Consider the following 21,861-nt stretch of genomic DNA (forward strand, 5'->3'; position numbering starts at 1 on the left):
TCAGGTGTTAGAAGCCTGTACGCTGCGTTATTCCGTACTATGTAATTTGGCCTCATCCATTGAAATCCTTCAGATCTCCGTCAGCCCAAGGCTTATTTCAATAGCTTCATCAACCCTGAGCATTACTTCCTCGTCGAGCACTGCGACTTTTTCCTTCAACCGGCTCTTATCGATCGTTCTGATTTGTTCAGTCAAAATAACAGAATCTCTTTCCAAACCGCTTCGTTTAGCTTTGACTTCCACATGGGTCGGCAGTTTGGCTTTTGAAATCTGGGATGTAATTGCTGCGATAATTGTTGTCGGGCTATACTGGTTTCCAATATCATTCTGAATAACCAAGACCGGCCTGGTGCCGCCTTGTTCAGAACCTACAACGGGGTTTAGTTCCGCATAAAAAATCTCCCCGCGTTTAATACTCATACCCGACACTCCAAGCTAGTTTCCCTTCATAACGCATGGTTGCCTCTTCTTCAGCCTGGCATAAATCTACTGCCATCGACAGGTTGATTTGAGCCATTTCAACATATCCCTGCCGCATCTGCTCTCGTATTCCTGCTTTTCGCCGTTCAATCAATACACTGTAAACAGCTTCTTTGATAAAATCACTCCGGTTTAACTTCTCTGACGATACGATTTCGTCTACTTCCTCAATAATGCTTTCCGGCAAACATACAACAATACGCCTAGTCTCTGCCAAGCAAGGCACCCCCTTCATGGCCACGGAAGGCCCCATTAAGCAATCCTATTTTATTATAGCGACTCACCCTCTAAAGTGTCAACGAAGACACGGCCGGGTACAAGTAATATTCAATAATTCTTCCTGGTTTTAATCATGTAATTTTTTCCTGTTTTGATCCTATTTGGGTCCTGCCCTGAATCCTGCTGTAAGAAAACGCTCAATAACCGCATGATGCGCTGCTTTTTCCAGAGAATCTCCCAGGATTTCCAGCTGATAAGCCGGATTCTTTCTTTTTGTCGCCAGTCCCAGCAACAGGTCGGTAATATGGGGATTTTTCGGCAGCAACGGTCCATGGAGATAAGTCCCGAAAACATTTTTATACCATACACCCTCCTGTAAATCCTCTCCGTTATTGCCATAACCCCTCAGCGCTCTTCCCAAGGAATTCAGCTCTGATCCAAGATAGGTCTTCCCAGAATGGTTCTCAAATCCGACCATGGTATTGAACACCTCAACGCCATCGGTCTGCCGGAGAATGTTTCCCGACACGGAACTCAGAAGTTCAGGTGCCATTTCAACAATGACATTGCCAATCAGTCGTTTGTTTCCGGCAATGGTATAGAAGTCCAGGATACCCAGGCCCGGAATTTTTTTTCCGTCTCCGGTCTGATAATACAGCCCCAAAAGCTGGTAACCGCCGCAAATGGTCAGCATGACAAGTCCATCGTCGATCGCTGCTTTAAGTTCTGAGGATCTGGTGCTCAAATCCTGAACCAAAAGGCTTTGCTCCCGGTCTGAACCGCCCCCCAGAAAAAGAATATCCGCCTCGGAGAAATCCATTTCTTCCCCCAAAGATATTCTGCGTATCTCGACATCAATGCCGCGCCACCTGCATCTGGCAGCCAGCGCCAGAACATTTCCCCTGTCGCCGTATAAATCAAGCAAATCCGGATAAAGATGAAAAATGGTGAGCTTCATATATTTACCACCTTACGCTGTTTTTCTCCGGTTTTTCTTCTCACCAGAATATCCCGCATCGGGAAAAGGGCAGTGTAGGTTGGCAAAATAAATACGGCTTCTCCATCTGCTATGCTTGCAGCCGCCTCAACCGCTGACACCGTGTTGGCGCTTGGCTGTTCCAGCATCTCCACCGCTTTTTCCAGAGAATGTTCCATTGTAATTCTGTCTTCCTTAATTCCGGCATACTTCAGCCGCAAAGCCATGTCCTCAGCTCTTAAACCGGAGCATATGATTTGTTTCACGTCATCCTGACGCGAAGTCAAAATTTCAAAGTCGACATCCCATAACCAAGATATATCCCGGCCATCGGCCGCTAGATCGTTAATCGCAATCAGCAAGCGGACAGACCGAGGCAGTTCTGCAATGGTATGGATGACCTGATTAAAACCTGTTGGATTTTTCACCAGGGTCAACGTTGCCTCACATCCGGGAAGCGAAAACTGTTCCATTCGCCCGGCATCGGAAACATACCGGTTCAGTCCGGCACCAATATCCTCTCTGGATATCTGCAGACGGTCCGCAGCACAGAAAGCTGCCAGCGCGTTATACAGATTATAATACCCTTGCAAAGGTACCTGATAGACGCGGTCGTCATGGTCATCATCTATCCTGAACGAGATCTCCCTGCTTTCCACTTTGACTTCTTTCGCTTCAATATAAGGATCAGGCCGGCTGAAACCGCAGCCAGGGCACCTATAGTACCCTAACTGACCGTAATGAAACAGCGTGTAAGACAATTCCTGACCACAGTGCGAACAGTATCGTCCTTCCCGCGTTTCCGTGCTGTCGGCAGAGCTTGTGGGCAGTGTGCTTACCCCAAAGTAAAATACACCTTTCCGGCCGGTTCCGATCTGAGCAACTAGCGGATCATCCGCATTCAGCACCAGTTCTGTTGCGGCAGGCAGCGACTTTTTTACCAGCTTGATCGTCGTATCCAATTCGCCATACCTATCCAACTGATCCCGAAAGAAATTCGTAATCACAGCAAGCCGTGGAGTCAGCTGCCTGCATAGCCCCGGCAGTGTAGCCTCATCCACTTCTAGTAGCAGGACAGAAGCTTGCGGCATGCCGGCAAATGTAGTATTCTGCAGCAATGCTCCTGTAATTCCCGTAAGCATATTGGCCCCTTCCCGGTTAAAAGCAATCTTTTTTCCGGCTGTCTTCAGGATGGAAGCGAGTAGGTTGTTCGTTGTCGTTTTGCCGTTGGTTCCCGTAATAATCACTGCGCCTTCCGGAAAGCTGGAAGCCAAGAGGCCAATAATATTGGGGCAAATCTTAAGCGCAATAAATCCAGGGAAGGTTGTGCCTTTCTTCCCCAAAAGCCGCATCAATATCAATACGATTTTTCCTGTCCAAAGCGCCAGGTAGAAACGGATTTTCATCAGGAGCTGCTCCTTATTTTTTAGTTGTTGTAACAACATACTTCTTTGTTATTTCCAAACATTCTTAAACATCCCTATTAATATAACCTAACTTACACCTAAAATAAACAGTAACTTAAGGGTTTGCTTGTTTTTCAAGAATATTTGACTGGTGCCAAGCTTTTAGCGGCAGGCCCTTCTCGACAAAAGCTGTCCTGGAATCTATAATATTTTTAAAGATAAAAAGCAGGGAGCAAGCAATCCTATGATCATTCCCTATCAGGGCGTTAGGCCGTCGGTGGCAGAAACTGTCTATGTGGCGGACGGCGCAAAAATCATTGGCAACGTAACCATCGGGGACCACGCAAGTATCTGGTTCAATTGTGTTCTGCGCGGAGATATTGCCCCGATTACCATCGGTCAAAGAACAAACATTCAGGACTTAAGTGTTATCCATGTGAATACCGATCTGCCGACACTTATTGAAGATGAGGTTTCTGTCTGGCCATGGTTGTATCCTCCACAGTTGTACGATTCGTAAAGGCTTTCTGATCGGGATGGGTGCAATCATCATGAACGAAGCTGTCATTGGTGAAAATTCGATTGTGGGCGCTGGCTCCCTGGTCCCGGATAGAAAGATATTCCCTTCAAACTCTCTGATCCTTGGCTCTCCCGCCAGGGTAATCAGAGAAATTACGCCGGAAGAATTGATATACATTCGCCAAATAGCAGAGAGGTACGTGGCCAAAGGCCAGGAATATCTTGTTCAAGGATACTCGATATCATCACTGTCTTTTCCCTCTGAATTTTGGTGATTTAAAAAAGATAGTTGAAATACTTTATCAACTATCTTTTTCATTTAGTTTGTTTGTAAAATATGGTTTACTGTTCCACGATCTCAATGCTGTCCCCTGGTTTAATCCATCCCGGCGACAAGACTTTGGTAAAAATTCCTTCACGCGGCATCACGCAGTCCCCGGCAAGCCGTTTGATGGCGCATCCGCTGTTATGGCATTGTTTGCCTATCTGGGTCACTTCCATCAGCGTCTCACCGATTTTAAGCTTTGTACCAATGGGAAGCTCATACAGAATAATGCCTTCGGTCGTGAGGTTTTCCGCAAATCTACCGTTATCCAGCCCGGTGAGTCCGGCCTGTCTTAATTTTTCAACACTTTCTGTCCCAAGCAAGCTGACCTGTCTGTGCCAGTTGGCAGCATGCGCATCCCCTACTAAACCATGATCCACTTTAAAATAGCCTTTTTCAATTTCTTGCTTCGGAACCCCTGTTGTTTCACTAATATTGACAGCAATTATTTTCGGCATTCGGGTACCCCTTCCTTTAAGACAAATATTTCTCAACGATAAGATCCGCTACAGCTTGATAATCGTTGATATCGATCACCGGAACCGGAACTGCAAGATCATTGATATCAGTGATAACGCCAATTAAATTCTCCAAAGGTGAAACAATATCGGTACCTACTTCTCTTCGTACAACTTCAAACCGTGGTCTTTGGGACATTTTGAACCCTTCGACCAGGATGATATCGACGCCTTCAATCATTGCAATCACATCTTCAATATCTTTCTTCATCTCGGTTTTCTGAATGACAGCATATTGGTCGGGCCCGATAATCGCCGTAGATCTTGCACCGGCCTCAGCAAATCGCCAGCTGTCTTTACCTGGTTTATCAATATCGAAACGGTGGGCGTCGCTCTTGATCACGCCGACCCTAAAACCGCATTCCGTCATTTCCCTGATTAGTTTTTCCAAGAAAGTTGTCTTTCCGGTGCCTGATTTCGCGGCAACGAAACATATGACTGGAACATCATTCACAGTGTTCTCCTCCTGGCTGTTTTGTTTGTCAAGATATTTCTGTTAAGATTCCTTTTTTATCACGGTGACTTCATCGCCGACTTTCACTTTTCCACCCTTGACTGCTTTGCCGAAGCGGCCTTCTCTGCTGACAATGTATGGACGTCCGTACTCTTTATGCTCCTTGCCGACCTTGACGATATAAATTTCAGATTCGCCAATTTTGACGGTCGTTCCAGCCATAAGGTCATCAAGTTCGATCCCGGAAATTGTAAAGTTCTCGGTATAACCTGCTGTCATGACTTCTTCTCTTTTATGCTCAGGAACCTTGATCAGTGCTTCTTCCGGGAATATGCTGACCTGGCGTTCCCAGTCCCCGGCGTGGGCATCTCCTTCCAGTCCCCAGTTTTCAAGTACATTGACTTCGGGTATGCTTGTTTTCACAATTCCACGTACATCACTGATATTGATGGACAATACTTTTCCAACCATTATTTCTCCACTTCCCGTTTAAAAAAGTCTTATTTTATTGGCTGTGCGCACTCTCCGGCAGTCCCCTTTAAAATTTCTATGCCGTGCTCCAGGGACTGCAGAACAACTGTCAGACATTCTTTAACACCTTTTGGGCTTCCCGGTAAATTGATAATCACAGTTTTGCCTCTGATTCCGGCGGCTGCTCTGGAAAGCATCGCTCTTGGCGTGACCTTCAGACTCTCTAGTCTCATCGCCTCGGGAATTCCCGGAGTAAGCCTTTCGACGACAGCCAACGTAGCTTCCGGGGTCACATCCCTCGGTGAGAACCCGGTTCCTCCGGTCGTGAATATCACATCAACTTTATGTTCATCGGCATATTCAATTAACTTGGCCTCAATGATCTTCTGTTCATCCGGAACAATTTCCAGAATTTTAACTTCCCAGCCGAGCTCTTCGACCATATTTTTAATGACCTGTCCGCTTAAGTCCTCGCGTTCTCCTCTGGACCCTTTGTCACTCGCTGTGATAACGCCTACAGTGATCATCGTTCTTCACCTCTCCGAAGAGTTTTTTTGAATAGTACGTCCGTCATTTTTGTTCTGGATATCTTGTTCATTTCTTGTTCGTAATTTGTTATTTATGAGTCTCTCGGATATTTTATTTTGTTTTATCCGCTCGGATATAATTGCCGCTTTTGCCGCCGGATTTACTGACCAGACAGATATCCCCGATCACCATATCCTTTTCTGCAGCCTTGCACATGTCATAGATGGTAAGCGCTGCGACAGAAACTCCCGTAAGTGCTTCCATTTCGACGCCGGTCTGGCCGGAGTTATTAACTGTTACCTGAATTTCAATCTTGCTTTCCTGGTCGTTGATTTTAAAAGAAACATCTATTCCCGACAACAGCAACGGGTGGCACATCGGAATAATATCAGAAGTTTTTTTGGCACCCATGATACCTGCAACCTGCGACACCGCCAGCACATCCCCTTTAGCCATGAGTCCCTCCTTGACTAGCGTCAGGGTTTCAGGCTTCATCCGGATCTCGCCGCGTGCTACCGCCACGCGAGTGGTTTCAGCCTTCGTGCTTACGTCAACCATTCTGGCCCGTCCCTCTTCATTGAAATGTGTCAGTTCATTCATGTTATTTTTCACCCGCCTATTTCATGCATATTTCTTATTACCGGCTCAAAGTCACTGTTCTGGATACAATGCCGGGTAGGTTTTGCCATGATTCCATCCATCAGAAACTTCTCAAGTCCGTTTTCACCATAATTTCGGATATCGATCTCGATATTGGAATGAAGACATGGTTTCAGTTTGCCGTCGGGCGTAATCCTGATCCGGTTACAGTAATTACAGAAATGACTGCTTAACGAGCTGATCAGACCAACCTTGCCTTTGCTATTCGGAAGTTTGTAGAGACGTGCTACGCTGCCATGTCCTTTAAATGGCATCGGGATCAACGTCGGTACTCTTTTTAGTATTTCTTCGTTGGACAAGAAATGCTCCCGGCCCCATGCTCCAGCTTCCCCAATCGGCATAAGCTCAATAAAACGAACTTCGATATCATCATCCATCGTCATCGCGACAAAATCTTCGATTTCATTGTCGTTGAATCCGCCAATAAGAACGACATTAATCTTTAATGGGAATAGTTTTGCTTCTTTTGCCGCCCTGACCCCTTCCAGAACATCCTGAACATTACCGCAGCGGGTAATTTCCTTATATTTGGCCGGATCCATGCTGTCAATACTAATATTTACCCGCGTCAGCCCAGCTTTTTTCAGGTCATCCGCATATTTTTCCAGAAGCAGCCCGTTGGTCGTGAGTCCCAGTTCCTTAAGTCCTTTGTTTTTCAGCAAGGCAATATTTTGGACCAGATCCAGGATCCCTCTCCTTACCAACGGCTCTCCGCCAGTGAGCCTGATCTTGGTGATCCCGAGTTTAACGGCTGTCTCAGCAATTTTCTCCATAGTTTCCAGGCTTAAGATATCGCAGCGTTCTTTTTTCTCAATACCTTTTTCCGGCATACAGTACGTACATTTTAAATTGCATAAATCCGTTACAGATATTCTTAAATAATTGATATCCCTGCCATATGCATCGATCATTATTCCAACTCCCCACTTACACTCGTATACCCGTACACTGAATGAAAATTTTTATCTGCAGAAATAGCAGCTTGGATATTGACACATCTGACAGTTCAAACATAAACCGCCTTCCCCCATGCGGATAAAATCATTTTTGTTCAGTGTCTCTCCAGCAAAGATCTTCGGGAGTACCGCATCCAGGACAGTGGTCTTGTAATAGGCGGCCGCTCCAGGTACGCCTAAGATAGGTATCCCATTCAAATAAGCCAGCATAAACATATTGCCGGGCTGAACAGGAACACCATATGTTACAACATCTGCACCGGTACTCCTGATCGCCCCAGGAGTAAGATCATCGGGATCTACGGACATCCCCCCGGTCATAATAATCATGTCGGCTTTTTGCTCCATATAACCTGTGATCTTCGCTTGAATCAATTCCAATTCATCAGGGCAATATTCCAGACCGATGATTTCCGCGCCAAAATACTCAAGTTTCTTCCTGATCACAGGCCCAAATTTATCTTTGATCCTTCCCTTATACACTTCACTTCCGGTAATTACAATCCCAACCCTGAGCTTTATATACGGCTCAACATGAAATACCGGACCATAAAGGGTGCATAATTCTTCTACTTTGCGAATATTTTCTTCTTTGGTAACAAGCGGTATAATCCTGGTTGCTGCAACTTTCTGATTAACTTCAACCTTGAAATTATTCGGTAAGGACGGTATCGTAACATGTTCGATCGAATTGATTTCGTGCAGCAATGAGCTTTTGATCCTCAGCAAACCTTTTTGAGTCGAAATCAACGTAGTTTTACCTTCCTGAGGTTCCGAAAAACTGATGTTCTGACCCATGACAGCTTGTGCCATTCTGATCGCCGCATCGTCTTCATGGATTTCATCGGCATTTTCTTCCCAGACGTAGATGTGCTCTTTACCAAGACTCAACAGTTCCTCGATATCTTCCTGCTTGATCACATAATTTCTTTTAAAAGCGGGGCCTTTAAATTCCCCAGGAATCACTTTCGTTATATCGTGGCAAATGGTCATGCCGACTGCATCCTGGACTGCTATTTTTTTCACTTTTATTCATCTCCTTAGGCCATAAAATCGTATAACAGCTTCTTATTTGATTCCCATTCTTATTAAATTCCAACTTTTTCATTTTGCTTCTATTCAATGATATAAGCGGTTAATTTTTCACCGGCTTTGACTGGTCCGCTCTTTTCCGGAATTTCCGCCAGGATATCACAGCCGAGCATGGAGCGCAGTACACCATTGCCTTGTTCTCCGGTCGATTCCATGATGACCATGCTATTCTCGTAAAGCATTCTGCCGCGTAAAAATCTTCGGCGAGGACTTGGTTTTCGGAAATCTTTCTTCAGGGTCACTTCGATCTTTCGATAACAATAATCCTTTCTGCCGGTCATTTTTTTAATGTAGGGGACAGTCATCAGCTGAAAAGTTACCATTGCTGCGGCCGGATTGCCTGACAGGCCGATCAGCATCTTCCCGTCCTTCACTGCGGCCAGACACGGTGAGCCCGGTTTAATCTCAATTTTCCAGAAAAGTGTTTCGGCACCAAGATAATCGGCTGCATGCCGGATCACGTCATAGTCTCCCACCGATACGCCTCCGGTCGTCAGTACCAAGTCGGCCTGCTTCCAAGCCTCTTCGACCAGGACCGCAACATCTTCTTTCTTGTCTTTGCATATCCCCATCACGACAGGCTCTACACCAAGTGAACGGAGATAGCCTTGGAGTGTATAGCTGTTGCTGTTTCGGATTTTACCAGGAGCTAGAGGCTCCGTTACATCACGCAGTTCGTCTCCGGTAGAGATAATCGCAATTTTTGGACGTTTATAAACCAGTACTTCCGCAATACCGAGGGAGGCCATCAGCCCCATCAGCGGTGCCGTAACAACGGTTCCCTCAGCCGCTATCAGATCACCTACGGCAATATCTTCACCCGCAGGCACGATATCTTCACCGTGCATGAAGGCCTTTGAAACAGATATCTTGCTACCCTGAACTTCTACCTCTTCAAATTTGACAACTGCATCCGCGCCTTCAGGGATCGGAGCTCCTGTCAAAATTTTAATTGCCTGACCCTTGCTGACAGCGTTTTGGGCCGTATAACCTGCCGGCACTTCTTCAATCACCTCAAAGGTGACCGGATTAGCTTCGCTGGCTCCCGCAGTATCTTCGGCCCTGAAAACAAAACCGTCATAAGGTGAACGCGAAAACGGCGGAATGTTTTCCCTGGCAACAATATCCTCTGCCAGTATCCTGTCGAGGGTATCCGCTAAATGATTATTCTCCTTTTCGGTCAAAGGACAATAATCAAATATCAAACTTTGGGCTTCTTCCAACGAAATATTTTTTTGCATGCATATCCTCCTTATTAATCACAAAAATCCTGCACGGACATGCAGGATAAAGATTTTTGGCTCGGCAAACAAACCAATTCTTTTCACATCTCCTTCGCAATACAGCAAGTAACAGAATTTCTTCTACTACTCCGTGGACTTTGTCCAGACCTTGCATCCATAGCCGCATTGCAACTTTAGGATCCAAGGCTCGGAGAAAAATATTCTAATGTTGTGATCCGCCGACTCCTTTGCTTATATTCGCTTCAGCAATTGAAGGGGGTACCCTACTAGGTGAACACTCCTAGTAGGGTTATATAAAGGGAAGGAACACACCCAAGGGTAATGGCATGGTAAGATAAGATTATACTTATCTTACTCGTTCCTTATTCAATAATCAATCCAAAATATGTGCCAGTTTCAAATTTACTTCGTTTAACAGCGTTAATAACCCTGCAAGCCTTGAGAAATGCCCATCATGTTATCACCAAAGCATTTTTTGTTTCGTTAAGCAATGATATCATTTGTTAAAAAATGAGTCATAAAAATTTTCAAAACAGGCATTTGTTGTTCATCTATTGCCTCCAGATTTAGAAATTAGCTGGAATAGACAGATTATCCAGCAATTCTCAGACTAAAAAATTATCAGTTCCCATCCCGAGACTTCGAAATTATGATATACTATACTGCGTATTATTCAATTTTGAGGTGAAACTGTCGATGGACGAAAAGAAACTATCCAGTCAGGTTGTAAAACGTTTGCCCAGATATTACCGGTATCTTTCAACACTGCTGCAATTGGGAATCAGCAGGATTTCCTCTAAAGATTTGGGCAACCGAATGGGTCTGACCTCTTCTCAGGTAAGACAGGACTTTTTCTGTTTTGGCGGCAACGGCTTACAGGGATATGGTTATGATGTCGGTTTTCTGCATCAGGAAATACACAAACTGCTTGGACTGCAGCATTCTCATACCATGATCATTATAGGGGCCGGAAGTTTGGGCCATGCTTTGGCCAAACACGCGAATTTTGAAAAAAGCGGGTTTAAACTTGCCGGGATCTTTGATGTCAAGCCTGAACTGATCGGCGAAAAAATTCGAAACGTTGAGGTCCAGCCCGTGGATGACCTGCCAGATTTTCTGAGCAAAAACCCTGTGGATATTGCGGTTTTGACCGTGCCGGAAAATTGCGCCGGTGAGGTCGCCAGGTTGGTTGCTGATTTAGGCGTTAAAGCTTTATGGAATTTCTCTCCGGTCGAACTGATGATGCCGGAAGATATCATTGTGGAAAATACCCATATGATTGACTGTCTGATGGTGCTCGGATACAACCTTCAGGAAAAGTCGCTGAGGGAAGAGTCTCTGAAAGAAAAACCATAAACAGCAATTATTGTTGAATAGATCATAAAGCAATCAACAATTAGGCAAACAAATAGGCATATAAAAATAGAATAATCAATTCAAGAAAAATAACAAATAGCCCTGATAATCTCCCTGTTAAAACTGAACCGGGAGATTTCTTATTTATTGTTAAATAATTAACAGCATTGTTAAATATATTTATAACTTTGCTAGCAATGTCTATTATTTTGCATTGTTATTCTGTTATTTTGTCAAATAAATAACTATTCTTGATTTACATTTTGCCCCATATTACACTGAAGCAAGCACAGGTAAACTTTCCTGCAGAAAGGTTACAGAAAGGCAGTGTGATCAAATGACGGCAATCAAAGAAGTTGTCAACCGGTTTGGGAAAAAAGAAGCCTTGTTGCTTCAAGTAATTTTAGCCGTTCAGGATGCCGACCCTCAGAATCATCTGAGTGAAGAAGCCGTAAATGAAATTTCCCGGGAAATGAATATCTCCCGAAGCAGAGTTTATTCTACGGCATCTTTCTATAGTGAGATCTCCCTGAAACCACGGGGCATACACATTATCCGGATATGTACGAACGCGCCCTGTGAAAATGCCAACAAAGCTTCCATCCTCGCTGCAATTAAACAGGAACTCGGTATTAAGATCGGACAGACAACAGCAGACGGGTTTTTTTCTCTGGAAAGCGTCAATTGCCTTGGTGCCTGCTATATGTCTCCGGCCATCAAAATTGATGATGCGGTCTATGGTGACCTGACTCCGGAAGCTGCGGTCGCCATTATCCGTAATTTAAGAAAGGAATATCAGGATGAACAAAATGCTTGATGACGATCAGATTTTTAATATTTCTCCGGGCAGGCATGTCGACTTGGACCATCATTGTCAAAACGGTGGATATTCCGCGTTAGCCAAAGCCCTGGCCCAGGGTCCTGAAACTTCCCTGAAAGAAATATCGAATGCCGGACTGCGCGGCAGGGGCGGAGCTGCTTTCCCTACTGCTGAAAAAATAAAAATGCTTCGAGCCAACACGGAAAAACTGCGTTATATCATTTGCAATGCCGACGAAGGTGAACCAGGCACCTTTAAGGACCGGTTCATTATGACCCATATCCCTTTCCAACTGTTGGAAGGCATCACCATCGCGGCGTTTATGGCCGGAGCTTCCGAAGGCTATATCTACGTGCGGCACGAGTATCCTGAAGCACAGAAAATCCTGCGCGAAAGCATCGAAGAAGCCGAGCGCCGCGGGTTCCTTGGAGACAATATTCTTGGCAGCGGTTTCAGCTTGTCTTTAAAACTATTTTCCGGTGCCGGAAGCTATCTTTGCGGTGAGGAAACCGCGTTAATTTCCTCCATCGAGGGCAAAAAAGGCCGTCCGCGTCTGAAACCCCCTTACCCGACCCAAGCCGGTCTCTGGCAAAAACCCACGTTGATCAACAATGTTGAAACGCTTGCCAATATCCCCAAAATCATTGAAAAAAGTGCATCTTGGTACCGTTCTTTTGGTACACCGGACAGTCCCGGAACCAAGTTGATTTCGCTTTCCGGCGATGTCCAAAACCGTGGTTTATTTGAAGTACCATTCGGAATGACCTTCGCTCAAATTATCAACGAATATGGCGGCGGAGCAAAGACCGGGAAAGCCATAAAAGCGGTAAACATTGGCGGCGCTTCCGGCGTTCTGATACCGCCGGAAATGCTTTTTACCCCGCTGGAATATCTGGCCTGTGCCAAAACCGGGATTACGATCGGATCAGGGGCTATCTTTGTTTTGGACGACACCCGTTCGATCTTGTCAAACGTTCAAAACCGTCTGCGCTTCTTTCTGCATGAAAGCTGCGGCAAATGCACGCCCTGCCGGGAAGGTCTGCGTCAGGCCAATCTGATCCTTGACAGGCTGCTCGCCGGAGAAGCCGTGCGTCAGGATGTTAGCACGCTGGAGCGTTATACCCGGGCGATTCAGGAAGCTTCCTTCTGCGGTCTCGGCCAAGCAGCCGGCAACAGCCTTCGTTCCTCCCTGGCCTATTACCGGGATGAATATCTTGCTTCCTGCCGTGATAACAAACCATCATTCATTGAGGAGGAGACCGCCTGATGCAAACTATCAATATTACGCTAAACGGTAAGGTAACGGCAGTTGCACCTGAAATCACTATTTTAGAGGCAGCCAGACAACAGGGCATTGATCTTCCAACCCTTTGCCATCATCCTGATCAGCGCGTCAAGGCAAATTGCCGGATTTGTGTGGTCGAGATAGAAGGCGTAAAAAACCTTGTGCCTTCCTGTTCCACTAGGGTAACAGCCGGAATGAACATCACGACGAATTCTCCGAGAGTCAGAGAGACCGTCCGCACGATTCTGGAATTAATTTTTGCTGACCATCCGCAGGAATGTCTGACCTGTATCCGCAACGGCAACTGTGAGCTCAGACAAATCGCCGCCAAATTCGGAGTCAGGGATATCCAAGGAGAAAAAAGAAAACACAGTTTCTCTCAGGATTTCTCAACTCCCTCGCTGGTCAGAAATCCGGATAAATGCATCAAATGTGGCCGATGTGCGGAAGCCTGCCACTATATTCAGAACGTTGGAATCCTCTATAGTCATAACCGCAGTACGGAAATCAGCATTTCACCGGAATACGGCAAACAGTTGGCTGATGTCGCCTGTGTGCTGTGCGGACAGTGTGCTTTGGTTTGTCCGGTAGGTGCAATTCATGAAAGAGATGATACAGACCGCGTCTGGGAAGCTCTCGCCGATCCCCAAAAACATGTCGTCGTTCAGGTCGCTCCGGCCGTCCGGGTATCCCTAGCCGAGGAATTTGGATTCCCATCAGGCGAAATCGCGACAGGAAAACTCGTTTCTGCTTTGCGCAGTCTGGGATTTGACCGGGTTTTTGATACAGACTTCTCAGCAGATCTGACCATCATGGAAGAAGGCCATGAATTACTGGACCGGATAGCAAACGGCGGTATCCTGCCGATGATTACTTCCTGCAGTCCCGGCTGGATCAAATATATGGAACATTACTATCCGGAATTAATTCCGCATCTGTCGACCTGCAAATCTCCCCAACAAATGTTTGGGGCCCTGGCCAAAACGTACTATGCTCAGACCAGCGGCCTTGAAGCCAAGGATATCATTGTCGTTTCCGTAATGCCCTGTACCGCTAAAAAATTTGAAGCCGAGCGCCCGGAAATGAATGCAAGCGGCAGCCAGGATGTAGATATCGTCCTCACGACCCGTGAACTTGGCAGAATGCTGCAGCACGAGGGAATTGATTTCCGGATGCTCCCTGAAGCTGAATTTGATTCGCCCCTCGGCATATCAACAGGTGCAGCCGCTATTTTCGGAGCAACCGGTGGGGTTATGGAAGCAGCCCTGCGTACCGTATATGAAGTTGTTACAGGTAGAACCCTGACTGACTTAAACTTTACAGCCGTGCGCGGAATGGTCGGCGTAAAAGAAGCTTCGGTTGATCTTGCCGGAACGGAAGTAAAAGCGGGGATTGCCCACGGACTTGCCAACGCCAAAAAAATCCTGGAAATGATCAAAGCCGGCCAGGCCGATTATACATTCATCGAGGTCATGTGCTGTCCCGGAGGGTGTATCGGCGGAGGAGGCCAGCCTTACGGCACGACCAATGAGATCAGAGCCAGACGGATCGAAGCCCTGTACCAGGTCGATGAAAATATGCCGCTACGCAAGTCACATGAAAATCCGGCAGTACAGGAACTCTATCATGACTTTCTGCTTGAGCCCCTCGGAGAATTATCCCACAAGCTTTTGCACACCCAATATTGTAACCGCAGTTAGCGCAGTGACGCCAAAGCAAAAGCAACTCGTCCATGAACACCCTTTTCTGGAATATACCTTCCCCTTGAACACTCCTTCCAATGGACACTCTTTATCTAAATATACCTTCTCTGAACACACCTCACCTGAATGACCTAGTCCAATATAACGCGAAGGAACCGTGGATGTTATTAAATACCCGCGGTTCCTTTGCATTATGTTGACTAATCTTCCACTCAAATATAGTTCAAAATCATCAATGCCACTTGAATCTCGTGCCCCGTAAGTTTAGGCGATAATGCTTTGGACAATTAATATCTTTTACGGTGTAAATTTGTAGGTATCCCCATACTCTGACGGTACTTGTTGACAGTTCTCCGGGAGATCCTCATCCCTTTGTTCACAAGCATCATCATAATATCCTGGTCGCTCAGTGGTTGGTTCGGGTCTTCTTTATTAATAATATCCTGGATCAAGTGTTTGACACTTTTGGAACTTATTTTGTCGCAGTCATAAGAACCCACACCGGAGTTAAAGAAATACTTCAAAGCAAACAGTCCGCGCGGCGTCTGGACGTATTTGTTGCAGGTGACCCGGCTTACCGTAGATTCATGGATGCCGACCAGGTCCGCAACCTGACTCATGGTCAAGGGCTTCAGATATTCAATGCCATTGTCAAAAAATTCTCTTTGAATATCAACAATGCTTTGCACAACTTTGTAAATGTTTAGTCTTCTTTGTTCAATTCCGCGGATGAGTCCTAAGGCGGAATCAAACTTTTCTTCAAGATATTTTTTTACATCATCGGATAACGCATTCGAATTACGGAGAATATCCACATACGTCTGATTGATTCTCAAATAGTTAAAATCAAAGTCGTTTACAATAACCATATAATCGTTCTGGTCTCTCATAATCGTAACATCAGGCCAGATAAAAGGATTTCTTTCAGCGCCAAACTGCAGTCCGGGTTTGGGATCAAGCATCCTGATAAGATCATAGACTTCTTGGACCTGCTTCGTAGACACGGAGAGGGTATTGGCTATTTTCATTATTTTTTTGTCGGCAAGCTCCTGGAAGTAGTTTTGAATAACCTGTTCCGCAAGCTCACTATCCTTGCCGTTTGCTCTCATTTGCAGAAGCATGCATTCCTGAAGATTTCGGGCACCTACGCCGGTAGGATAGAAAGTATGAATGACCTTTAGGACCTCTTCCACTCTCTCAACGGCAACATTCAATTTTTGGCTGACATATTCCAGTTCTGTTGTAAAATAGCCGTTCCGATCAATACTTCCTATCAGAAAGTTTCCAATGATAATATCCGCAGGATTTTTGATCTCTAAATTCAATTGTAATTCAAGCTGCTCATATAAACTTGGCCGATCAGACAGATATTGTTCGTATCCGGTGTCATTTTCATTCTTCTCATTCCAGATATGACCCATATTGCTGTCGCTGCTGAAATGTTCAATCAGGTCGTCCATATTAACCCGGGTTGCAGTTTTGCTGACAACCTCATTGTTTTCAGCAACGGGTTCATCTTCGTCCAGAAAAGGATTCTCTTCTATTTTTTTTGTGATATACTCGCTTAGTTCCAGAGTCGACATCTGCAATACAGAAATTGCCTGACGCAGTTCAGTGGTCATGAACAATCTCTGTTGCTGTTCAAGAAATATATCTTGGCGTATCTGCCTCATATTTTCCTTCCACCTTCTGAATCAAACTAAAATACTATACAGATTCCCGGACAGACGGCATTTTCATATTCTTTTCACATTAAAACCGGGATTTACTCGGGTATGATACATCCACTTGACCCTTACGGCAAGATTCATGCCAAACGATATCTACGTTCAAGTATACAACTTATTTAAAATACTTTCTATTATTGTTTTTAATTTTTTTATGTAAATTATTCTTCATTTTCCAACCAAATTCAACGCTTTGCACATTCGTTCCAAGGATTATTTATTTCAATTATTTATTTCCTGTTACTTCTTCCACTAAAGTCTTGAAAAATAACTCCATAAATCTGACCCTTTTTCTGGCGATTGCTTTCGCTTCTTCCGTATAGAGCCTATCCGGTATTTTTCTTAATTTAAGCTCAAATTCCAGGTTGGTCGTATGTTTGGAAGCATCTTTAATCCTGCCGTTCTCACCGATATTTTCCTTCAGATATTCTTCGACAGAAACCTCATGATATAGTCTTTCCCCGTGCTGGCCAGCAAGCATGAAAGAGCGGGCAATCCCAGTTGCTCCGATGATATCAAGTTTGTCGGCATCAAAGAGGATTTTGGCTTCGATGCTCTCCGGCTGATGTCCTGTTCTGAACCGATGCGCTAAAATACAGTGTGTGATCTCCTGTCTCAAATCCGGATCATAATTTAGGTCTTGAAGGATCTTCTCGGCCATTTCCGCACCCAATACGGCATGGTCGATCTCTCCGGAATTATCTTCATCCTCTTTGGCTCTGGCAATATCATGAAGCAGGACAGCCGGAATCAATACTTCCGTATCGACATCCTCCCGCTGCCCGGCCAGAATCAAACAAAGATGATAGACCCGCATAACATGATCCAGATCGTGGGCCGCATAAGACAGCTCTTTCTCTACAATATCCTGCAGAACCCGATACCGTTTTTCCATCGATATATTCTATGCCTCCCTGTCCCAATAAATCATTGTATTCGTCTGCGGCGCATTCAAAATCGAAAAAAATATTGCCAAGAATCAGTTGGCATATCTACTATATTTCGAGCAGCTCAAAACCTGTCGTAGGATCAATTTTTCTAGAGCCCTCACTTGTATTCAGTTCAATCATGACAACCTCGCCGATTTGCCAGATATCGACCCCTTCACGTACACAGCCTGCTACTGTTTTTCCCTCTCTGCCAAAAGCGGCGTGCATGTGCAAGACCGGTTTCCCTTGTTCGTTTCGGAACAAAGTTCCTACTCCCAGTGTTTCGCTGGTGCCTTGAAGCTCTGTCATCATCTTGCGGGGTTTAAGGGCCTGTCCGTCTTCAGGTCCTACGACGACCTTACTGCCCTTGTCCGCCCCTCCCAAAAAATGAACCAGTGCGGAATTGATCTGATGTTTTTCGGCAAAATCCTGAATAATGGCTGGGATTTTTTCTCCTTGTTCCAATCTCAGAATGAATATTCTCCCCAGTGTCGCTTCTAAATATTTCAATGCTGTCCCCTTCTTTCTATGGCCTGTAATCATTCCGGGTTGCCAGTGACTTGCAATAAACGCTTTTAAATGAAGGCGTGAAAATCTTCATATCATTATAACATAGAGAAATGCCAGTCTTCAGAAGCGTTTCTTTTATAACCACTTAGAAAACAATTTGTTTGACTTAATCACTTAAGTGTCTTATAATTTAGTTAAGTATTTAGTTAATTAAAAATACCCGGAGGATATATGGAGCAAATTGTGCAGGTATTCAAAGCGCTTTCTGACGAAACAAGACTGCAGATCTTGCTTATCTTATCCAGAAGAAGCATCTGTGCTAAAGGAATTGCAAGACATCTTCAAATTTCCGAAGCAGCCGTGTCCCAACATATTAAAATTTTAAAGGAAGCCGGCCTTCTGATTGGCGAGAAAACAGGCTACTTCGTAAAATACAATTTGCAGCAATCTGTTTTTGAAGATCTGATCGGATTCATTGAGCAGATATCAGGCACCCACACCTCGGGTCACTATAAAGATGTTTTCAGCGTCCCATTCAATTGTCAATATGCTTGCAAGGCCCAGCGTGAAAAGTGCTGTGAGCGTTCAAGCAATGAATAAACCGAGAAAAGGAGCTTAAACATGAAAATTTGTATCCCTGTAAAAGAAGACAAAGGACTTGAGAGTATCCCCTATGATCATTTTGGCTCAGCCCCATTTTTTCTGATCTACGACCTGGATAAAGAAGAGATGAAAGTCATCGACAACGGAGACTCTCATCATGAGCACGGGATGTGCCAGCCTTTGAAGGCATTGGGTGGAGAACAGGTGGACGCGATTCTGGTTGGCGGAATCGGTGCAGGCGCCCTAATGAAACTCAATGCGCAAGGGGTGCGTGCTTTTCGGGTTGATAATGCCACCGTTTCGGGTAACATCCAGCTCTTCCTGGATAACCAGCTTCCGGAATTCTCTGCCATGAACAGCTGCAGCCATCACGGATGCCACTAACCTTGATAGATATTTTCTAGCCCTAAGGGGGAAAAACAACCCTGAAGGGCTACTTTTTTATCTTGTCAGCCATCAAATTCTATTTAAAGAAACATACCGCTTTTTGTTTCCCGACATCAGCAATAATCTCCAGGGCTTTATGCATTCCTTTATTGACATCATATACTTTAATGATTTCTCCAAGGGAGGCGCTCAGTGGTAGCAGTTCAGGAAGCAAATTTTGAAAGTGGTTTAATAGTTTTGTCTGAAGGACTCCTCCCCTGCCTTCCGGAAAAAGCGCCACATAAAAGATATCACTTTCTATGAGATCCTGAAAGAAATGGGTTCCGTAAGATATCTCCGGGGTGAACCCGCCCTCTTTAACTGCAATTTCACCAAGGACAGTGATATTATTAATTTCGGAAAAATAAACAGGCACGCCGAGCGAAGGCGTACTGGTACCCCATCGTCCGGGGCCGAGCAGCAGCACGGTCATGTTTTCTTTCTCAATCTGGCTGTTCAATTTGCCGATACATCTGGCTACCCTGTATTTTTCGAGGTCACTTAGCCTGCTGTAGGTTTCAGGCTCGACATAAATGATTCGCTGAATACCATAATGGATATTCCCGCCCATGAAAGTATTATGGCTTTGAAAGAATGTTTTTTGAAAATCAATATGTTTCGGGAACACCACCTTACTTTTGAGACCTTTTGCGGGCAGCGGCCTGCACTGCAGGAGATTGATCTGATAATGATCCAAATCTTTAAAATTAACGGTAAATTCAATGTCCACCGGATATGCGTAGAATTTTTCCAGGCATTTAAGCATTTTTTGAATGACCCCGACAAAAGTGGAATTGGACAGAAATTGATCAAAATTAATAATCCAGGCCTGCCGGTCTTGCTGGCCTATTTCTTTCATCATTTTTTCTGCAGTATAGTCTCTCTGCGCGAAATAATGCAGTTTGGGATCGTCAATTTCGTTTAAAAGATCGTTAAACGCGATACCAATCATGCTGTTTTTGGTCACCATCAGCGCGTCAATATTTCTTTGGGCATATTGCCTGTAATCATCAAAATCCGTTAAAGGTGATGACAAAGGTTCATCAATCGCTATAATTCTGGCATAGTCACCCGCCGTACGGTTTACAGCCCGGGTGCCTAGACCAACAACTACCCGCAGCATGCCCGCTTTCGGAGACATTTTCTCATCCCAGACATAGATATTGTTTGAGTAGCCGACCCCAGCAAGATCCGGGAAAAAATATTCCTTACGATACGAACCCGATACGCGTTGAACAAGCAAAGCCATCTGCTCATCCTGGTCGGCTATTCCTCGTTTCAAACGATACATCAGCGCGTCGTCGCTCATCGTGCTGGCAAAGACTTGTTTCACAGCGTTTTCAAATTCAAGATAGCGATGTTCGAGCGTACCTTGGTTCGTACAAAAAACACTTTCATATTTTCCAGCAAAAGAATTACCAAATCCATCTTCCAAAAGGCTGCTGGAGCGGACAATGATCGGTGATTGTCCAAAGTACTCCAGGACGCGCAAAAAATGGTTTTTGACATTCTCCGGAAAAACACCGCTGAGTATTTTGCTTTTAATGACTCTGGCCAGAGAAAAATATTTTTCAGGTTTTCTCTGCTCCATTCTAAGTTTCCAGAGACCATTTTTAACAAGATAAGTGTAAAAGACATCAGACCCAATGTAGAACGAATCATGGGGTTCCAGAATTTTTTTATAATCAAAATTTTCATCTTCAAGCAAAATTTTTCTGGCCAGAAGCATTCCGACCGCTTTGCCGCCGATAAATCCCGATCCAATTAAACTTGACTTGATCTGAAGCAAATCTTCCAGAGTAAAGACCTTCGTCAGCAACTCAAGGAATCTTTCATCGCGACTTAAAACCATCCGGCAGAGCTTTTCTACCAGGTTTTTTCCCTCAGCAGACGGTATACGACTGAATTTTACCTTTTCATAGGTGTCTGACGCTTTCAAAAACATCCGGTCCCAATAATCCAAATGCCTTCGCGGAGCATCAAACACATTCAGGGACATATCTGCAAACAGCTTTGAAGCATCGCTGCTGCTTGTTAACGGAATAAAATCCTGCGCCTGTTTGATATGCGGCAGAAACATCGTCGGTGAATACCTGTCGATCACTTTGACCGGATGGATATAGGTCTGTCCCCTGACATTATAGATATTCATCAATACCTGGGTCGTTTCCCGAATTGCGGAAATCGTCTCATACGAATTCATATTTTTATAAATTGCAAAGAAAGCCACCGTTTTCAGTTCATATAAATACGGACAGGTGATCTGAAAAAAGTTGCCGATCATAAGATCCGTTGCCCAGGTGTACAAAAGATCGGACAGACAATCAAAAACGTAAAAAACCTCTTCTCCCTCAGCTGCAATAATCTGGTGGACCTGCGTGGAAAAAGCTTCAAAACCGTGTTCGGCGTCAATATGATACACTTTAACATTTTCATTGTCGTCAATAATTGGAGAATGACGCGCAAACCGCATATAAATCACTTTTCTGCCCTCGTCCAGACTCGTTCTAACAAAAGGCAGCACAAAGGATTCATAATCTGCGATATTGTCAACCTGCAGAACAACATTATCGCCAATCCTGAGATGGTCGATGATCTCATCGAGCCCCGGCAGGCCGGATCTTATTTTCTTACGCTGATCCATTACACATCAT

At 44.9% G+C, this 21,861-nt stretch carries 22 protein-coding genes, 1 pseudogene and 1 riboswitch; of the genes and pseudogenes, 7 read left to right on the forward strand and 16 right to left on the reverse strand.

Annotated features, from left to right (window positions below; translation table 11 throughout):
* Nucleotides 1–69: 69 nt before the first annotated feature.
* The 4 genes from DEHRE_RS11375 to DEHRE_RS11390 all read right to left on the reverse strand — a co-directional run bounded on the left by DEHRE_RS11375 (nt 70) and on the right by DEHRE_RS11390 (nt 3,081).
* Nucleotides 70–420: a type II toxin-antitoxin system PemK/MazF family toxin gene (locus DEHRE_RS11375; RefSeq protein ID WP_015043684.1), complete on the reverse strand. Its 351-nt coding sequence runs from the start codon at nt 418–420 to the stop codon at nt 70–72.
* Nucleotides 410–697, reverse strand: coding sequence for a CopG family ribbon-helix-helix protein (locus DEHRE_RS11380; RefSeq protein WP_019225279.1), 288 nt, complete (start codon nt 695–697; stop codon nt 410–412). Before DEHRE_RS11380 ends, DEHRE_RS11375 begins: the two co-directional genes overlap by 11 nt.
* Nucleotides 698–856: 159 nt before the next feature.
* On the reverse strand, nt 857–1,657 hold the full coding sequence (locus DEHRE_RS11385) for a type 1 glutamine amidotransferase (RefSeq protein ID WP_019225278.1): 801 nt from the start codon (nt 1,655–1,657) through the stop codon (nt 857–859).
* On the reverse strand, nt 1,654–3,081 hold the full coding sequence (locus DEHRE_RS11390; RefSeq protein WP_025206048.1) for a Mur ligase family protein: 1,428 nt from the start codon (nt 3,079–3,081) through the stop codon (nt 1,654–1,656). The genes DEHRE_RS11385 and DEHRE_RS11390 overlap by 4 nt, the downstream gene beginning before the upstream one ends.
* A gap of 244 nt (nt 3,082–3,325) precedes the next feature.
* On the opposite strand from DEHRE_RS11390, the pseudogene DEHRE_RS11395 reads away from it, so the two are divergent.
* Nucleotides 3,326–3,875: pseudogene (locus DEHRE_RS11395) on the forward strand (gamma carbonic anhydrase family protein).
* 67 nt (nt 3,876–3,942) lie between these two features.
* Here the strand turns inward: DEHRE_RS11395 and DEHRE_RS11400 are convergent.
* The 8 genes from DEHRE_RS11400 to DEHRE_RS11435 all read right to left on the reverse strand — a co-directional run bounded on the left by DEHRE_RS11400 (nt 3,943) and on the right by DEHRE_RS11435 (nt 9,845).
* Nucleotides 3,943–4,383 carry an MOSC domain-containing protein gene (locus DEHRE_RS11400; protein WP_025206049.1) on the reverse strand — a complete coding sequence of 147 codons (441 nt, stop codon included), beginning with the start codon at nt 4,381–4,383 and terminating at the stop codon, nt 3,943–3,945.
* 16 nt (nt 4,384–4,399) lie between these two features.
* Entirely contained in the window at nt 4,400–4,897 is a 498-nt protein-coding gene (gene mobB, locus DEHRE_RS11405; protein WP_025206050.1) for a molybdopterin-guanine dinucleotide biosynthesis protein B, read from the reverse strand.
* A gap of 42 nt (nt 4,898–4,939) precedes the next feature.
* The gene (locus tag DEHRE_RS11410) at nt 4,940–5,368 is read right to left on the reverse strand and encodes an MOSC domain-containing protein (protein ID WP_025206051.1); all 429 of its coding nucleotides are present in this window, start codon (nt 5,366–5,368) and stop codon (nt 4,940–4,942) included.
* 29 nt (nt 5,369–5,397) lie between these two features.
* Nucleotides 5,398–5,895, reverse strand: a complete 498-nt coding sequence (locus tag DEHRE_RS11415) for a MogA/MoaB family molybdenum cofactor biosynthesis protein (protein WP_025206052.1) — start codon at nt 5,893–5,895, stop codon at nt 5,398–5,400.
* Between the two features lie 112 nt (nt 5,896–6,007).
* The gene (moaC, locus tag DEHRE_RS11420; RefSeq protein ID WP_025206053.1) at nt 6,008–6,496 is read right to left on the reverse strand and encodes a cyclic pyranopterin monophosphate synthase MoaC; all 489 of its coding nucleotides are present in this window, start codon (nt 6,494–6,496) and stop codon (nt 6,008–6,010) included.
* An 8-nt stretch (nt 6,497–6,504) separates the two neighbouring features.
* Nucleotides 6,505–7,467 (reverse strand): GTP 3',8-cyclase MoaA, encoded by a 963-nt coding sequence (moaA, locus tag DEHRE_RS11425; protein WP_025206054.1) that lies wholly within the window; start codon nt 7,465–7,467, stop codon nt 6,505–6,507.
* 51 nt (nt 7,468–7,518) lie between these two features.
* Nucleotides 7,519–8,538: a molybdopterin-binding protein gene (locus DEHRE_RS11430; RefSeq protein WP_025206055.1), complete on the reverse strand. Its 1,020-nt coding sequence runs from the start codon at nt 8,536–8,538 to the stop codon at nt 7,519–7,521.
* A gap of 89 nt (nt 8,539–8,627) precedes the next feature.
* Nucleotides 8,628–9,845: a molybdopterin molybdotransferase MoeA gene (locus tag DEHRE_RS11435; RefSeq protein ID WP_025206056.1), complete on the reverse strand. Its 1,218-nt coding sequence runs from the start codon at nt 9,843–9,845 to the stop codon at nt 8,628–8,630.
* 73 nt (nt 9,846–9,918) lie between these two features.
* Nucleotides 9,919–10,053, reverse strand: a riboswitch (molybdenum cofactor riboswitch).
* Between the two features lie 491 nt (nt 10,054–10,544).
* On the opposite strand from DEHRE_RS11435, the gene DEHRE_RS11440 reads away from it, so the two are divergent.
* From DEHRE_RS11440 to DEHRE_RS11455, 4 genes are all read left to right on the forward strand, one after another.
* Nucleotides 10,545–11,204, forward strand: coding sequence for a redox-sensing transcriptional repressor Rex (locus DEHRE_RS11440; protein ID WP_025206057.1), 660 nt, complete (start codon nt 10,545–10,547; stop codon nt 11,202–11,204).
* Nucleotides 11,205–11,541: 337 nt separating this feature from the next.
* Complete coding sequence (locus DEHRE_RS11445; RefSeq protein WP_025206058.1) at nt 11,542–12,021, forward strand: NADH-quinone oxidoreductase subunit NuoE family protein; 480 nt, start codon at nt 11,542–11,544, stop codon at nt 12,019–12,021.
* A complete protein-coding gene (locus DEHRE_RS11450) occupies nt 12,005–13,291 on the forward strand; it encodes a complex I 51 kDa subunit family protein (protein ID WP_242836951.1) in 1,287 nt (428 codons plus the stop codon). The genes DEHRE_RS11445 and DEHRE_RS11450 overlap by 17 nt, the downstream gene beginning before the upstream one ends.
* A complete protein-coding gene (locus tag DEHRE_RS11455; RefSeq protein WP_025206060.1) occupies nt 13,291–15,009 on the forward strand; it encodes an NADH-dependent [FeFe] hydrogenase, group A6 in 1,719 nt (572 codons plus the stop codon). The genes DEHRE_RS11450 and DEHRE_RS11455 overlap by 1 nt, the downstream gene beginning before the upstream one ends.
* Nucleotides 15,010–15,299: 290 nt before the next feature.
* On the opposite strand, the gene rpoN is transcribed toward DEHRE_RS11455, so the two are convergent.
* The 3 genes from rpoN to DEHRE_RS11470 form a co-directional block, all read right to left on the reverse strand.
* Nucleotides 15,300–16,685: an RNA polymerase factor sigma-54 gene (rpoN, locus tag DEHRE_RS11460; RefSeq protein WP_025206061.1), complete on the reverse strand. Its 1,386-nt coding sequence runs from the start codon at nt 16,683–16,685 to the stop codon at nt 15,300–15,302.
* Nucleotides 16,686–16,965: 280 nt separating this feature from the next.
* Complete coding sequence (locus tag DEHRE_RS11465) at nt 16,966–17,634, reverse strand: HD domain-containing protein (protein ID WP_025206062.1); 669 nt, start codon at nt 17,632–17,634, stop codon at nt 16,966–16,968.
* Nucleotides 17,635–17,734: 100 nt separating this feature from the next.
* A complete protein-coding gene (locus DEHRE_RS11470) occupies nt 17,735–18,178 on the reverse strand; it encodes a PPC domain-containing DNA-binding protein (protein WP_025206063.1) in 444 nt (147 codons plus the stop codon).
* Between the two features lie 231 nt (nt 18,179–18,409).
* Between DEHRE_RS11470 and DEHRE_RS11475 the strand changes: the two genes are divergently transcribed.
* Both DEHRE_RS11475 and DEHRE_RS11480 read left to right on the forward strand, forming a co-directional pair.
* A complete protein-coding gene (locus DEHRE_RS11475) occupies nt 18,410–18,778 on the forward strand; it encodes an ArsR/SmtB family transcription factor (RefSeq protein ID WP_025206064.1) in 369 nt (122 codons plus the stop codon).
* A gap of 21 nt (nt 18,779–18,799) precedes the next feature.
* Entirely contained in the window at nt 18,800–19,165 is a 366-nt protein-coding gene (locus DEHRE_RS11480; RefSeq protein WP_019225259.1) for a NifB/NifX family molybdenum-iron cluster-binding protein, read from the forward strand.
* Between the two features lie 79 nt (nt 19,166–19,244).
* Here DEHRE_RS11480 and DEHRE_RS11485 read toward each other — a convergent pair whose 3' ends face one another.
* On the reverse strand, nt 19,245–21,851 hold the full coding sequence (locus DEHRE_RS11485; RefSeq protein WP_025206065.1) for a PEP/pyruvate-binding domain-containing protein: 2,607 nt from the start codon (nt 21,849–21,851) through the stop codon (nt 19,245–19,247).
* Nucleotides 21,852–21,861 lie beyond the last annotated feature (10 nt).

This window comes from Dehalobacter restrictus DSM 9455 (assembly GCF_000512895.1).
In the GTDB taxonomy this organism is placed as follows: Bacteria; Bacillota; Desulfitobacteriia; order Desulfitobacteriales; family Syntrophobotulaceae; genus Dehalobacter; species Dehalobacter restrictus.